The sequence below is a fragment of the Leifsonia sp. Leaf264 genome, from assembly GCF_001422325.1.
GTDB lineage: Bacteria > Actinomycetota > Actinomycetes > Actinomycetales > Microbacteriaceae > Orlajensenia.
Map to the genome: position 1 here is coordinate 141,665 of NZ_LMMR01000001.1, position 14,603 is coordinate 156,267.

Consider the following 14,603-nt stretch of genomic DNA (forward strand, 5'->3'; position numbering starts at 1 on the left):
GCAGCCGCGCGGAAGCAGCGAGGTCAGACCGCCGACGTGCCGACGAGGTCGCCCTCGCGCACCCGGATCGCCCGGTTCACGGCCGAGATGACGGCCTTGAGGCTCGCCGTCGAGATGTCGCCGTCGATGCCGACGCCCCAGAGCGTGACACCCTCGACGACGCACTCGACATAGGCCGCGGCGTGGGCGTTGCCGCCCGAGCTCAGGGCGTGCTCCGAGTAGTCGAGCACTCGCACGTCGGCGCCGTTGCGGCGCAGCACGTCGAGGAAGGCATCCACCGGCCCGTTGCCATTGCCCTCGATGGTGACCCGCTCCTCGCCGTCGCGCAGACCGACGGTGAGGGCGACGGACCCGTCGAGCTCGCTCGCCGAACGCACCGACAGCAGTTCGAAGCGGCCCCACTTCTCCTCGGGGTGGTCGGCCGGAGCAGGCAGGTACTCGTCGCGGAACGCGCGCCAGATGTCGTCGCTCGACACCTCGCCGCCCTCGGCATCGGTCTTCGTCTGCACGACACCGCTGAACTCGATCTGCAGGCGACGCGGCAGGTCGAGCGCGTGGTCGGTCTTCAGCAGGTAGGCGACGCCTCCCTTGCCCGACTGCGAGTTCACGCGGATGACGGCCTCGTAGGTGCGGCCGAGGTCCTTCGGGTCGACCGGCAGGTAGGGAACGGCCCACTTCAGTTCGTCGACGGTGACGCCGCGCTCGGCGGCGTCGGCCTCCATCGCCTCGAAGCCCTTCTTGATGGCGTCCTGGTGGGATCCGCTGAAGGCGGTGTAGACGAGGTCGCCGGCCCACGGGCTGCGCTCGTGAACGGGCAGCTGGTTGCAGTACTCGGCGGTGCGCTTGACCTCGTCGAGGTCGGAGAAGTCGATCTGCGGGTCGATCCCCTGAGTGAACAGGTTGATGCCCAGGGCGACCAGGTCGACGTTGCCCGTGCGCTCGCCGTTGCCGAACAGGCAGCCCTCGATGCGGTCGGCTCCGGCCAGGTAGCCCAGCTCGGCTGCTGCGATGGCGGTTCCGCGGTCGTTGTGCGGGTGCAGCGAGAGCAGAACGTTCTCGCGGTGGTTCAGGCGCCGGCTCATCCACTCGATGGAGTCGGCGTAGATGTTGGGGCTGGCCATCTCGACCGTCGACGGCAGGTTGATGATGACCTTGCGCTCGGGAGTCGGCTCGAAGACGTCGAGCACCTGGTTGCAGATGTCGAGGGCGAACTCGAGCTCGGTGCCGGTGTAGCTCTCGGGCGAGTACTCGTAGTAGACGGTCGTTCCGGGCACCAGCGACTCCATCTGCTTGCACAGGCGCGCACCGTTCAGGGCGATGTCGATGATGCCCTGCCTGTCGGTGCGGAACACGACGTCGCGCTGCAGGATGCTGGTGGAGTTGTAGAGGTGCACGATGGCCTGCTTGGCGCCGGCGATCGATTCGTAGGTGCGACGGATGAGGTGCTCGCGGGCCTGCGTCAGCACCTGGATGGTGACGTCGTCGGGGATCGCGTTCTCCTCGATGAGGCTGCGCACGAAGTCGAAGTCGGTCTGGCTGGCGCTCGGGAAACCGACCTCGATCTCCTTGTAGCCCATGCCGACGAGCAGGTCGAACATCACGCGCTTGCGCTCGGGGCTCATCGGGTCGATGAGGGCCTGGTTGCCGTCGCGGAGATCGACCGCGCACCAGCGCGGGGCCTTCTCGACGCGCTTGCTCGGCCAGGTGCGGTCGGGCAGGTCGACGCGGAACTGCTCGTGATAGGCGGTGTAGCGGTGGACCGGCATGCTCGACGCGGTCTGGGTGTTCTTCATGGTCTTCTCGATCTCTTCGCGATGGGTGTCAGCCGACGACGAACTCCGCGACGAGGGAGGCCTGAGTTAGGACTCGTCGCGGCAGCTAAGAAGGAGGAAGCCGTGGAACACAGAAACAGGTTAGCATCCGCGCCGACCGTATGACGGATGCTTCGTCGCGATCGCAACGCTGCCGTGACCTCGCCCGTGGTTCGGGCTTCGACCACGGCGCCGGCATGCCACCCGATATGCGGCAGGGGCGGCTGCAGCGCCGCCCCTGCCCGTCCCGACCGATGGCCCCCCAACGGTCGAGTCCCTTCGCCTCAGTCGACCGCGAGGGCGACGACGGGCGAGACCGTGGTGGCCCGACGGGCCGGGGCGACGGATGCCGCCAGCGTGAGCACGATGCCCGCGAGAACGGTGATGCCGATGATCGCCCACGGGAGCGACGGGGCGGCGATGCCGTGAACGATCGAGCCGAGCATCGACTGCGCGGCGGCCCAGCCGTAGAAGACGCCGAGCAGCACGCCGAGGCCGATGGCGGCGACGGTCATCTGGGCGCTCTCGGCGACGATCATCGAACGCACCTGACGGCCGGTGAAGCCGAGGGCACGCAGGAGGCCGAGTTCCCGGGTGCGCTGGAGCACGCTGAGCGACAGGTTGTTGATCATGCCGATGGCGGCGATGACGGCTGAGAAACCGACCAGGCCGGTGAAGATCGCTGTCGTGACGGTGAGGGTCTGGTCGATCGCGGCCAGGGCCATCGGGTCGTCGGCGAACTGGGTGACGATCATGTCGCGGTAGCTCTGCATGGCCACGGCGAACATCGTGACGAGGGTCACGCCGATCACGAGGCCGATGGTGGCGCGCGAGGAGCGGTCGGGGAAACGCACGGCGTTCTCGGCGGCGAGCCGTGCCGGAGGCTTGGAGCCCAGCATCCGTCCGACCAGCGTCAGAACCGGCGGCATGATGATGTGCGCGCCGACGATGATGCCGGTGAACGAGAGCACTCCCCCGAAGAACGCGATGATCAGGCCGAAGACCGAGACGAGGCCGACGACGACACCCAGTGCGACGAGGCCGAGGCCGATGACGAAGAGGATGATCGCAGCGACGTTGCGGCCGGTGCGTCGCACGGCCTCCTCGCGCGTGGCCTCGACCGAGGCACCCGTCGCGGCGAGCGGAGTGACCGTGGTCACCTTGCGCGAGCCGACCCAGGCCGCCGCCCACGTGGTCACGGCGACGACGCCCACGGGCAGCAGGATCGTTGGGTCGAGGAAGCCGTACTCCAACTCGGGCAGCCAGCCCTGTGCCATGCCGATGACCACGGTGAGGACGGCGATGAGGATGCCGACCATCAGGCCGAGGGCGGATCCGAGCAGGCCGACGATGAGGCCCTCGGTGGCGACGCTGCGGCGCACCGTCTTCGCCTGGGCGCCGATGAGGCGGAGGAGGGCGATCTCGCGGACGCGGCCGGCGATGATCGTCGAGAAGGTGTTCGCCGTGACGATGGCTCCGACGTAGACCGCGATGAGGGTGAACACCGACGTGACGACGGTGAGGATGGCGCGTACCGTGGTCGATCCCTCGGTCATGCCCGAGGAGTCGACGACGGTGCTGATGAGGCCCGTGGCCTCGAGCAGCACGACGCCGAATGTCGCACTCAGCGAGGCGACGACGATGCTCGAGACGTGATCGCGAGGGCGGCCGGTCAGGCGAGCGGGGTTGGCGCTCATGCCGCGGCCTCCATCCCGAGCATGATGCGCGAGATCTCCTCGGCCGTGGCACCGGGGCGGTCGTCGACGACCCGGCCGTCGGCCAGGAACAGGATGCGGTCGGCGTGGCTCGCTGCAAGCGGATCGTGGGTCACCATGGCGATGCTCTGGCCGTATTCGCGGGCGGCGGTCGCGAGGAGGGTGAGCACCTCGCGACCTGTGCGCGAGTCGAGGCTGCCCGTCGGTTCGTCGGCGAAGACCAGGTCGGGACGGGTGGCGAGGGCGCGGGCGATCGCCACGCGCTGCTGCTGTCCGCCGGAGAGCTCGTGCGGGCGGTGGGTGAGGCGCGACTGCAGCCCGAGCGACTCGTAGAGCCTCTCGATCCACTCCTTCTCGGATGCCGTCGGGCGGCGGCCGTCGAGTTCGAACGGCAGCATGACGTTGGCGCGCACGTCGAGGGTGGGCACGAGGTTGAAGGACTGGAACACGAAGCCGACGCGACGACGGCGCAGCAGTGTCAGCTGGCTGTCGCCGAGACCGGAGATCTCGGTGTCGCCGAGCCAGACCTCGCCGGACGTCGGCGAATCGAGGCCGGCCATGAGGTGCATGAGGGTCGACTTGCCGGATCCACTCGGTCCCATGATGGCGGTGAACTCCCCACGACGGATGCCGATGGACACGTCGTCGAGGGCTGTGACTGTTCCGGCTCCCGAGCCGAAGGACTTGCTGAGGCGGGCGACGCGGGCGACGAGCCCGAGGTCTGAGGTCTGGATCTGCATGTCTACGACGCTACGGACGCACCCGCGGCGGCGAATCGGGCGGAGGGAGCATCCGGCGTACATCGGAAGGATGATGTTGGCTCCTCGTTCCGCTGGTCGAGTACCAGCGGGTGTGGCCTCAGTCGACGAGGCCGTTCTCGTAGGCGTAGACGACGAGCTGCACCCTGTCGCGGAGCGAGAGCTTCGTCAGGATGCGAGAGACGTGAGTCTTCACCGTGGCCTCGCTGAGGAACTCCGCCGCGGCGATCTCGGCATTGCTCAGTCCCCTGGCGGCGAGCACGAAGATCTCCCGCTCGCGCGGAGTGAGCTCGGCGAAGGCCGTCGGCCGAGGAACGGCATCCGGAGTAGCCCGGAACTCCTCGAACAGCCGCCTGGTGGCTGAAGCCGCGATCACGGCGTTGCCGGCGTGCACCGTGCGGATGGCCGCGAGGAGGAACTCGGGGTCGGCGTCCTTCAGCACGAAGCCGCTGGCACCGGCCCGGATGGCGCGTGCAGCGCTCTCGTCGAGGTCGAAGGTCGTGAGCACGATGATGCGCGGGCCGGGGTCGGCGGCATCCGGGGCGTCCTGCACGATCTCCGCCGTGGCCTGGATGCCGTCGAGCTCGGGCATGCGGATGTCCATGAGCATGACGTCGGGTCGAGCAGAGCTCGCGAGCAGGATCGCCTCGCGTCCGTTCGCGGCCTCACCCACGAACTCGAGGTCGGGCTGCGACGAGATGAGCATGCGGATGCCGGCGCGGAACAGGGCCTGGTCGTCGACGAGGGCGACACGGATGCGGCTCACGAGGCTCCCCCGGTCGACACCGGGATGCTCGCCTCGACGACGAACCGGCTCGGGTCGGCGGCGCTGCGGCGGGCGATCAGCGAGCCGCCGGTCAGCGTGGCGCGCTCGCGCATGCCGGGCAGGCCGTGTCCGAAGGAGGTGACAGTCTGGGTCGCGGTATCGGTTCGCACAGCGTTCTCGACCCTGATCGCGAGGTCGACGTCGTCCCACGCCAGAACGAGGAGCACCGGCGCATCGGGTTCGCCGTGACGGAGGGCGTTCGTGAGTGCCTCCTGCACGATGCGGTAGGCGGCGATCTCGTGTCCGGCGCCCAGCTGCCGCCGTTCGCCGGTGCGCTCGACTGTCACGGTCATGCCGGTCGCCCGCAGCTGCTCGACGAGCACATCGATGTCGTCGAGCCTGGGCTGCGGCGAGTCGGAGCCGTTGTGGCGGAGCTCCGCCAGCAGCAGGCGCACGTCTCCGAGGGCCGTACGGGCGGTTCCGGCGATCGTCGCGAGAGCGAGAGTCTGCACGTCACCCGCCGCCGGATCGACAGAGGCCGCGTATCGTGCCCCATCCGCCTGGGCGATGACGACAGCGAGCGAGTGGGCCACCACGTCGTGCATGTCACGCGCGATGCGGGTGCGCTCCTGCTCGACGGCGACCTCGTACTGGGCGCGTTCGTCGGCGATGCGCGCCTCGACGCGGGCCGTTCTCGCGAGGCCCACCGTGCGCACGAGGAGGCCGAGCGTCCACGAGAGGCCCAGCAGGGCCAGGATGCCGATTCCGAAGGCGAGGGTGATCGCCCAGATTCGGGAGCCGTCAGTCGGCTGCACGATGGTCGCACTGTCCTGCCCCCGGAGAGCGGGCTGCACGGCGACCAGATAGCCGGTCGCGACGATTGTGCCGAGAACGGCCGAGCCGAGTCCGAGCCAGCGCACCAGTCGGCTTCCGTAGGCGGCCGTGGCGTAGAGCACGCCGCAGATCGCGATGTTCGCCGCGCCGGGATCGCTGAGTGTCACGAGCTGCACGACGGCACCGAGCCACGCCACGGCGAGGGCGAGCGCCGGCGAGACCCGACGGATCGCCAGCGCCCCGCAGAGCACGACGAGTGCGACGACGGATGCCGCCCCCTGCCCGACGCTCACGGTGAGGGCGACCAGGAACAGCAGTGCCGCCGCGCTCAGGTCGAAGGCGAGGCTGCGGCCGGGCAGCCTGCGGATCAGCCCGTCCCCGGGGGTTCGGCCCGGGAGGACCGGCGCCGGGTCGGGGATCGTCATCAGAAGCCGAGCTTGCCGAGCTGCTTGGGGTCGCGCTGCCATTCCTTGGCCACCTTCACGCGCAGCGACAGGAAGACCTTCGAACCGACGAGGGGCTCGATCTGGGCGCGGGCCCGAGTCCCGACATCCGCGAGCCTCGACCCGCCCTTGCCGATGATGATGCCCTTCTGGCTGTCGCGCTCGACGAAGAGGTTCGCGTAGATCTCGACGAGGTCCTTGTCCTCCCGCTGCACGATGTCATCGATGGTGACGGCGATGGAGTGCGGCAGCTCATCACTGACGCCTTCGAGGGCGGCCTCGCGGATGAACTCGGCGATGCGGTCCTCGAGGCCCTCGTCGGTCACGGCCTCCTCGGGGTAGAGCGGCTGCTCGGAGAGCGGGAGGAGCTTGAGCAGCTCTGCCGTGAGGATGTCGAGCTGCTCGCCGCTCACGGCCGACAGCGGGATGACGGAGTCCCACTCGCGCAGTTCGCTGACCTTGAGCAGCTGGGCGGCGACCTTCTGCTTGGAGGCGACGTCGACCTTCGTGACGATGGCCACCTTCTTGGCGCGCGGGAAGCTGTCGAGCTGCTCGTTGATGAACTTGTCACCGGGGCCGATGGGCTCGTCCGCCGGGAAGCACATCCCGATGACGTCGACGTCGCCGAGGGTGGAGGTGACCAGGCTGTTGAGCCTCTCACCGAGCAGGGTGCGCGGGCGATGGATGCCGGGGGTGTCGACGAGGATGAGCTGGCCGTTCGGCCTGTGCACGATCCCGCGGATGGCGCGGCGGGTGGTCTGCGGCTTGGAGCTCGTGATAGCGACCTTCTGGCCGACGAGAGCATTGGTCAGCGTGGACTTGCCCACGTTGGGGCGTCCGACGAACGAGACGAAGCCCGCCCTGTAGTCAGTGGCTGTCATGACGTTCTCCTTGCTCTGCTGCATCCGGAGCGAAAGACGCCTGGACATCGATGAGTGCCTGATCGCGCTCAACGATCACTGTACTGATGCGCTTGCGGCGGCCCTCGCTGCGATCCGCCGTGAGCACGAGACCGCTGACGGATGCCACCGACCCCGGCACCGGAAGGCGGCCCAGCGCCTTCGCCAGCAGGCCTCCGACGGAGTCGACGTCGTCATCGTCGAGTTCGAGGCCGAAGATGTCGCCCAGCTCGTCGACGGGGAGGCGCGCTGCGACACGGTAGCGCTCGTCGCCGAGGTCCTCGATCTCGACGACCTCGCGGTCGTACTCGTCGGAGATGTCGCCGACGAGCTCCTCGATGAGGTCTTCGAGGGTCACGAGGCCGGCGATTCCTCCGTACTCGTCGACCACCATGGCGAGGTGGTTCGACTCGGTCTGCATCTGACGGAGGGTGTCGTCGGCCTTCTTCGACTCGGGCACGAACAGGGCCGGTCGCGCCAGTTCCGCCACGCTGATCCCGTCGGCGTCGATGGGACGCTCGTGGCTCAGCTTGGCGACGTCGCGGAGGTAGAGGATGCCGATGATGTCGTCGACGTCAGCGGCCATCACGGGGATGCGGGAGACGCCGGTGCTGAGGAACAGGCCCATCGCCGTGCTGAGGTCGGCCGTTCCATCGATGGTGACCATGTCCGTGCGCGGGATCATGACCTCGCGGATGACGGTGTCGCCGAAGGCGAAGATCGAGTGGATCAACTCGCGGTCGTCCTCCTCGAGCACCTCGAGCTCCGTCGCCTCGTCGACCATGCTGAGCAGCTGCTGCTCTGACGAGAAGGTGACCAGGCGGGCGCGCCCCGGCGTCACCCTGTTGCCGAGTGCGACGAGGGCGCTGGCCACCGGGCCGAGGACGACGCGCACCAGATGCACGATCGGCGCCGACAACCGCAGCACGGTCTTCGCGTTGGCCCGGCCGACGCTGCGGGGGCTCGAGCCCACCAGCACGAACGAGATGGCCGTCATGATCAGCGCCGACAGCAGCAGGGCTATCCAGACGTTCTCGATCGTGAACGCGAAGACCAGGGTGACGAGCACGGCGGCCGTGGTCTCCGAGACGATGCGCACGAAGTTGACGGCGTTGATGTGGGCGCCGGTGTCCTCCGCGATGGCGCGCAGAGAGCGCTCGACGCGCGATCCCTCGGCGAGGTCGACGACGTCGGCTCGAGAGAGCGCCGAGAGGGCCGAGTCGACGGCTGCCATGAGTCCGCCGAACGCCACCAGGGCGAAAGCGGCGATGATGAAGAACCAGATCATGCGATCAGCCGCGACGCTCCTGCAGGGCGAAGCCGACGAGGATGTCGCGCTGGATGCCGAACATCTCCTTCTCCTCCTCCGGTTCCGCGTGGTCGAATCCGAGCAGGTGCAGGATGCCGTGGGTGGTGAGGAGCTGCAGTTCGTCGGTGAGGCCGTGCCCGGCCGTCTCGGCCTGCGACTGCGCCACCTGGGGGCAGAGGACGATGTCGCCGAGCAGTCCGGGCGGGGCCGGGTTCTCCTCGGTGCCCGGACGCAGTTCGTCCATCGGGAAGCTGAGCACGTCGGTGGGGCCTGGCTCGTCCATCCACTGCACGTGCAGCTGCTCCATGGCTCCCTCATCGACCAGCACGATGGCGAGGTCGGCGTCGGCGTGCACGTGCAGCGTGTCGAGGGCGTACACGGCGAGGCGCTGAAGCGCGACCTCGTCGACGGGCACGGCCGACTCGTTGTTGATCTCGATGCTCACTGGGTTCTCACTCGTCTCGTTCTAGCGCGTCGCACGCGGCGGCTTGTGGTCTCTGGGGAGCGACCCGCGGCGTTCGGCCCGGTTCGCGAACTCGGCCGCCTGCTCGCGCTCGAAGCGCTGGGCCTGCTTCTTCTCGTCGAACTCGCTGTAGGCGTCGACGATGCGGCCGACCAGAGTGTGACGGACGACGTCGTCGCTGGTGAGCCTGGCGAAGTGGATCTCGTCGATGCCGTCGAGGATGCGAGTGACGATCCGCAGTCCCGACGAACCCGCAGGCAGGTCGACCTGGGTGATGTCGCCCGTGACGACCATCTTCGAGCCGAAGCCGAGACGGGTCAGGAACATCTTCATCTGCTCGGGCGTGGTGTTCTGCGCCTCGTCGAGGATCACGAAGGAATCGTTGAGGGTGCGTCCGCGCATGTAGGCCAGCGGCGCCACCTCGACGGTGCCGGCGGCGAGCAGCTTCGGAACCAGCTCGGGGTCCATCATCTCGTTGAGGGCGTCGTAGAGCGGGCGCAGGTAGGGGTCGATCTTGTCGGTGAGGCTTCCGGGCAGGAACCCGAGACGCTCGCCGGCCTCCACGGCCGGACGGGTCAGGATGATGCGGTTGACCTCCTTGCGCTGCAGCGACTGCACGGCCTTGGCCATGGCGAGGTAGGTCTTTCCGGTTCCGGCAGGACCGATGCCGAAGACGATGGTGTTCTCGTCGATCGCGTCGACGTACTGCTTCTGGCCGAGGGTCTTCGGGCGGATGCTGCGCCCGCGGGTCTGCAGGATCGCCTGGCCGAGCAGGTCGCTCGGGCTCGAGGAGGCGTCGGCATCGAGCATCCGCGCCGAACTGGTCACCTCGACGGGACTCAGGTTCTGACCGTTGCGCACCATCTGCTGAAGCTCCTCGATGAGTCGGCGGACTGCCTCGACGTCGCTCGCCGGTCCGCTCAATGAGATCTCGTTGCCGCGCACGTGCACGTTCACGACGGGGTACTGCCGCTCGATCGTCGTCAGCAGGCGGTCCTGCGGACCGAGGAGTCGCACCATGGCGATGCCGTCGACGTGCAGGTGGGCCTCGCCGAACGGCGTTCCGGGGGTCGCGTCCGCGTCACTCGGAGCCAAGCGTGCCCTCCCCGAGGCCGCCGGCGAGCACGTGTGCGTGGACGTGGAAAACGGTCTGGCCTGCACTCGCGCCGGTGTTGAAGACGAGCCTGAACTCACCGTCGGCGTGTTCGTCGGCCAGGGTGCGCGCCGTCGAGACGAGCTCGGCGAGGAGCTCGGAGTCGCCGGCGGCGAGCTCGACGACGTCGCGATATCGCTCGGTCTTCGGCGTCACGATGATGTGCACCGGCGCCTGCGGCGCAATGTCGTTGAAGGCGATGACGCGGTCGGTCTCGAACACGATCGTCGCGGGGACCTCACGCGCGATGATGCGGGTGAAGATGCTCGGTTCAGCCATGGATCCATCTTAAGCCGTGGCCGCGGAGCACCGCAGGCCTGCGCCGAACCGCTACCAGCGGCCGAGACGGGCGTTCAGCACGGCGATGGCGGCCGGGCCGGCCGTCGAGGTGCGCAGGACTGATGCCCCGAGACGAACGGCGCGAGCACCGGCCGCGCCCAGCGCGTCGAGTTCGGCGGGGGCGATGCCGCCTTCCGGGCCGACAACGATGACGATGTCGGCCGCGGCCGGATGCTGCTCCTCGGTCTCCAGGTCGATCTCCGTGAGCGCCAGCGTCGCCGTCGGCTCGAGCAGGAGCATCCGGGTGGATCCGGCCAGGACTGCGAGCTGCTTCGTACTGGCGAGGTCGAGCACCTCGGTCGCCCACGGGCGGATGGACTGCTTGGTGGCCTCGCGGGCTATGGTCGCCCAGCGATCGCGGCCCTTCACGGCCTTCGCAGCGTCCCAGCGCGAGATCGACCGGGAGGCCGACCACGGGATCACGGCGTCGACGCCGAGTTCGGTGGCAGCCTGCACGGCGAGTTCGTCACGATCCCCCTTGGCGAGGGCCTGCACGAGGACGAGGCGGGGCGATGCCGCATCCACCCGCTGGATCCGGTCAGCGGCGATCGTGAGCTCGCCCGGCGCCGCCGTCGTGACGGTGCCCGTCACGATCAGGCCACGCCCGTTACCGATCGAGATGGTCTCGCCGACCCGCGTGCGTCCGACGGTAACGGCGTGCCGCGCCTCGGCGCCGGTGATCGTCACGGAGTCGGCGACGGCCTCGGGCTCGAGGTCGTCACTCAGGTACAGCGAGCTCACGGTCGGTGCCGATCAGCCGAGGAACCTGTCGCGCAGCTTGGCGAACAGTCCCTGCTGGAAATGGGTCAGTGCCGGCTTCGGCGCCTTGTGCGACTTCGCGAACTGCGCGATGAGTTCGCGCTCCTTGCCGCTCAGCTTCATCGGAGTGACGACCTGCACGCCGATCTTCAGGTCTCCTCGTCCGTTGCCGCGGAGCTTCGTGACGCCGCGGTCGCGCACCGTGATGATCTCGGCGCTCTGCACGCCGGGCTTCAACTCGACCTCGACGTCTCCGTCGAGGGCGTGCACTGTGGCGGTGGTACCGAGGATGGCATCGGTCATCGGAACCTCGAGGGTGCAGAGCAGGTCGTCACCGTCGCGGCTGAAGACGTCGTGGTGACGCACCTTCATCTCGAGGTACAGGTCGCCGTTCGGGCCACCGGCCGGACCGGCCTCGCCGCTGCCCGGCATCTGCAGCCGCACACCGGTGTCGACGCCGGCGGGGATGTCCACGGGGACAGTCCGGCGCGCACGCACCCGGCCCTGGCCCTGGCAGGTGACGCACGGGGAGGCGATGACGGTGCCGTAACCGCGGCAGGTTCCGCAGGGGCTGGAGGTCATCACGTTGCCGAGCAGCGAGCGCACGGCTCGCTGGATGCTGCCGGTTCCGTGGCAGATGTCGCAGGTGACGGGGTGGGTGCCCGGCTGGCAGCACGATCCCTGGCAGGTCTCGCAGAGGATGGCCGTGTCGACCTCGATCTCGCGGTGCGTGCCGAAGACGATCTCGTCGAGGTCCACCTCGACGCGGAGCAGGGCGTCCTGACCGCGCTCGCGGCGTGAACGCGGGCCGCGACGCCCACTGTTGCCGCCACCCCCGAAGAAGGTCTCGAAGATGTCGCCGAAGCCGCCGAAGTCAGCCGAGCCGCCGCCGAATCCGCCCTGTCCGCCGAGGTCGTACTGCTGGCGCTGCTTGGGGTCGCTCAACACGTCGTAGGCATGGGTGACGAGCTTGAACCTCTCCGAGGCATCGGCCCCGGGGTTCACGTCGGGGTGGAGCTCACGGGCGAGACGCCGATAGGCCTTCTTGATCTCGTCGGGTGTCGCCTCTCGTGAGACGCCGAGTACTTCGTAGTGGTCAGCCACAGGCAGCCGATTCCTTTCCGCTCCCGAACGAGTTCTTCAGCCTCGGGAGATGTTCCTGGATTGCCCCTCAGCCCTCGGCGAGGAGCTTCGAGAGGTAGCGGGCGACGGCGCGGACCGCCGCCATGTTGTTCGAGTAGTCCATGCGCGTCGGGCCGAGCAGGCCGACGCTCGCGATATCGCCCTGCGACGCCGAGTACCCGCTCAGCATGATCGAGGTCTCCCCCAGTCCGAACGGGGCGTTCTCGCGGCCGATGCTGACGGAGACCGCGTTCTGGTCTGCCGCCATCTCGCCGAACAGGCGCAACAGCACCACCTGCTCCTCGATGGCCTCCATGACGGGGAAGATGCTGCCGGAGAAATCGCTCTCCGTGCGCACCAGGTTGGCCGCGCCCGCCATCACGAGTCGGTCCTGACGGTGGGCCAGCACCTGCTCGCCGAGGGCGTGCACGATCACCTCGGCCAGCGGGCGCGCGTCTGGGGCGACGTCGTCGACGAGACCGGTGAGCCGCTCTGCGGCATCCGGCATCGCCAATCCACCGAGCACGCCGTTGAGCCGCATGCGCAGCTCGGCCAGCTGGACCTCGTCGACGGGGGCAGCCAGCTCGATGACCCGCTGCTCGACCCGACCGTTGTCGGTGATCAGGACGGAGAGCAGGCGCGTGTCGCTGAGGCCGACCAGCTCGATGTGGCGCACCCGTGCACGGCTGAGGGACGGGTACTGCACCAGCGCGACCTGGTGGGTGAGCTGGGAGAGTAGCCGAACGGTGCGCCCGAGGACGTCGTCGAAGTCGGCGGAGGCGCCGAGGAAGGTCTCGATGGCGTGGCGTTGGGCGACCGAGAGCGGCTTGACGTCGGTCAGACGATCGACGAACAGGCGATAGCCCTTGTCCGTCGGGATGCGGCCGGACGAGGTGTGCGGGGCCGCGATGAGCTCCTCCTCCTCGAGCAGCGCCATGTCGTTGCGGATGGTCGCGGCCGAGACGCCGAAGGAGTGGCGTTCGACGATGGCCTTCGACCCGACGGGTTCACGCGAGGCGACATAGTCGTGCACGATGGCCCGGAGCACGGCGAGCGAACGTTCTGACACCATCAGTCGTCAACTCCCTGCCGCAAGGTTTAGCACTCGTAAAGTCTGAGTGCCAATTCTACCCGACAGCGGCGCAACAGTCGTTTGCCGGGCGGAGTTTCGAACCAGTAGCGTGAAGCCGCAGCCAGACGGGCCGCGATCGGGCTCGACCGGAGACAGCCTGCGCGCATCCGCCGATGAGGAGAAGCATCCGCATGAGCGACACCGACCACACCCCGAACGAGCCGTTCTCGGCGACGGAGGATCGCCAGTGGGCGTCATTCGCGCACTTCGGCGGGGCCATCGCCATCCTCGGCTTCTTCAGCAGCTGGGCCGCCGTCCTCGCGGTGCTCCCCGCCCTGATCATCTACATCGTGCTCGGGAAGCGCGGACACCTGACCCGCACCGAGGCTCGCGAGGCGCTGAACTTCCAGATCACCATGGTGGGCGCCATCATCGTCTGGGCGATCGTCTCGACGATCATCGGAGCCCTGTTCTGGTGGCTCGGCCCCGTGTGGATCGTGCTCGGCCCGCTCTTCCAGATCATCGGATGGGCGCTCGTGATCGTCGACGTGATCTTCTCCATCATCGGCGGCATGAGGGTGAACAACGGCGGCAGCTACAGGTACCCGTTCTCCCTGCGCCTCGTGCACTGACCTTTCGCGCCACGAGACTGCACGAAGGGGTGTACCGCCGCATCGACCGTGGCGCTATCGTTTCAGTGCACCCACCGGGCCTTCGACCGCTCGCGGGAGTATCTGCCCGACCGACGACTAGGAGTCATCATGTCCGACGCAACACCTCCTCCTCCCCCGCCGCAGAACCCCTACCAGGCGTCGGGTCAGCTGAGCCCGTCCGACGAGAAGCTCTGGGCGACCCTCATCCACATCGGCGGCATCCTGTTCGGATTCCTGCCGGCCCTGATCGGCTACCTGGTGCTGAAGGACAAGGGACCGTTCATCCGCGAGCACACGGCGACAGCGCTCAACTTCCAGATCACGCTGCTGATCGTCTACGTGGTCGGCAGTATCCTCACCCTCGTGCTCGTCGGGTTCCTGATCCTGCTCGCGGCCTGGGTGCTGGCGATAGTCTTCGGCATCATCGCCGCGATGAAGGCCAACGCGGGCCAGCTGTACACGTACCCGCTCACCATCAAGTTCGTCAACTGAGTCGAGTCCGACACA

General features: G+C 68.3%; 15 protein-coding genes. 2 read left to right on the forward strand and 13 right to left on the reverse strand.

The genetic code is table 11. From position 1 onward, the window contains the following. Positions 1-23 precede the first annotated feature (23 nt). The 13 genes from leuA to hrcA all read right to left on the reverse strand — a co-directional run bounded on the left by leuA (position 24) and on the right by hrcA (position 13,443). Entirely contained in the window at positions 24-1,793 is a 1,770-nt protein-coding gene (leuA, locus tag ASF30_RS00695) for a 2-isopropylmalate synthase (protein WP_055900126.1), read from the reverse strand. Positions 1,794-2,095: 302 nt separating this feature from the next. After that, entirely contained in the window at positions 2,096-3,508 is a 1,413-nt protein-coding gene (locus ASF30_RS00700) for an ABC transporter permease (RefSeq protein ID WP_055900129.1), read from the reverse strand. Then, positions 3,505-4,266 carry an ABC transporter ATP-binding protein gene (locus ASF30_RS00705; protein WP_055900132.1) on the reverse strand — a complete coding sequence of 254 codons (762 nt, stop codon included), beginning with the start codon at positions 4,264-4,266 and terminating at the stop codon, positions 3,505-3,507. The genes ASF30_RS00700 and ASF30_RS00705 overlap by 4 nt, the downstream gene beginning before the upstream one ends. A gap of 118 nt (positions 4,267-4,384) precedes the next feature. Beyond that, complete coding sequence (locus ASF30_RS00710) at positions 4,385-5,050, reverse strand: response regulator (RefSeq protein WP_055900135.1); 666 nt, start codon at positions 5,048-5,050, stop codon at positions 4,385-4,387. Further along, complete coding sequence (locus tag ASF30_RS00715; RefSeq protein ID WP_082467354.1) at positions 5,047-6,309, reverse strand: sensor histidine kinase; 1,263 nt, start codon at positions 6,307-6,309, stop codon at positions 5,047-5,049. The genes ASF30_RS00710 and ASF30_RS00715 overlap by 4 nt, the downstream gene beginning before the upstream one ends. Then, positions 6,309-7,208, reverse strand: coding sequence for a GTPase Era (gene era / locus ASF30_RS00720; RefSeq protein WP_055902340.1), 900 nt, complete (start codon positions 7,206-7,208; stop codon positions 6,309-6,311). Before era ends, ASF30_RS00715 begins: the two co-directional genes overlap by 1 nt. After that, positions 7,195-8,514: a hemolysin family protein gene (locus ASF30_RS00725; protein WP_055900138.1), complete on the reverse strand. Its 1,320-nt coding sequence runs from the start codon at positions 8,512-8,514 to the stop codon at positions 7,195-7,197. The genes era and ASF30_RS00725 overlap by 14 nt, the downstream gene beginning before the upstream one ends. 4 nt (positions 8,515-8,518) lie before the next feature. Continuing rightward, positions 8,519-8,980, reverse strand: coding sequence for an rRNA maturation RNase YbeY (gene ybeY, locus ASF30_RS00730; RefSeq protein ID WP_055900141.1), 462 nt, complete (start codon positions 8,978-8,980; stop codon positions 8,519-8,521). Between the two features lie 21 nt (positions 8,981-9,001). Further along, the gene (locus tag ASF30_RS00735; protein ID WP_082467457.1) at positions 9,002-10,018 is read right to left on the reverse strand and encodes a PhoH family protein; all 1,017 of its coding nucleotides are present in this window, start codon (positions 10,016-10,018) and stop codon (positions 9,002-9,004) included. 61 nt (positions 10,019-10,079) lie between these two features. Continuing rightward, positions 10,080-10,430: a histidine triad nucleotide-binding protein gene (locus tag ASF30_RS00740; protein WP_055900144.1), complete on the reverse strand. Its 351-nt coding sequence runs from the start codon at positions 10,428-10,430 to the stop codon at positions 10,080-10,082. Between the two features lie 51 nt (positions 10,431-10,481). Continuing rightward, the gene (locus ASF30_RS00745) at positions 10,482-11,231 is read right to left on the reverse strand and encodes a 16S rRNA (uracil(1498)-N(3))-methyltransferase (protein ID WP_055900147.1); all 750 of its coding nucleotides are present in this window, start codon (positions 11,229-11,231) and stop codon (positions 10,482-10,484) included. Positions 11,232-11,243: 12 nt separating this feature from the next. Further along, positions 11,244-12,353 carry a molecular chaperone DnaJ gene (dnaJ, locus tag ASF30_RS00750; RefSeq protein ID WP_055900150.1) on the reverse strand — a complete coding sequence of 370 codons (1,110 nt, stop codon included), beginning with the start codon at positions 12,351-12,353 and terminating at the stop codon, positions 11,244-11,246. 67 nt (positions 12,354-12,420) lie between these two features. Then, positions 12,421-13,443, reverse strand: coding sequence for a heat-inducible transcriptional repressor HrcA (gene hrcA / locus ASF30_RS00755; protein ID WP_055900153.1), 1,023 nt, complete (start codon positions 13,441-13,443; stop codon positions 12,421-12,423). A gap of 191 nt (positions 13,444-13,634) precedes the next feature. On the opposite strand from hrcA, the gene ASF30_RS00760 reads away from it, so the two are divergent. Together ASF30_RS00760 and ASF30_RS00765 are read left to right on the forward strand one after the other, a co-directional pair. Next, the gene (locus tag ASF30_RS00760; RefSeq protein ID WP_055900156.1) at positions 13,635-14,075 is read left to right on the forward strand and encodes a DUF4870 domain-containing protein; all 441 of its coding nucleotides are present in this window, start codon (positions 13,635-13,637) and stop codon (positions 14,073-14,075) included. A 129-nt stretch (positions 14,076-14,204) separates the two neighbouring features. Further along, a complete protein-coding gene (locus ASF30_RS00765; RefSeq protein ID WP_055900159.1) occupies positions 14,205-14,588 on the forward strand; it encodes a DUF4870 domain-containing protein in 384 nt (127 codons plus the stop codon). The last annotated feature ends 15 nt before the right edge of the window (positions 14,589-14,603 follow it).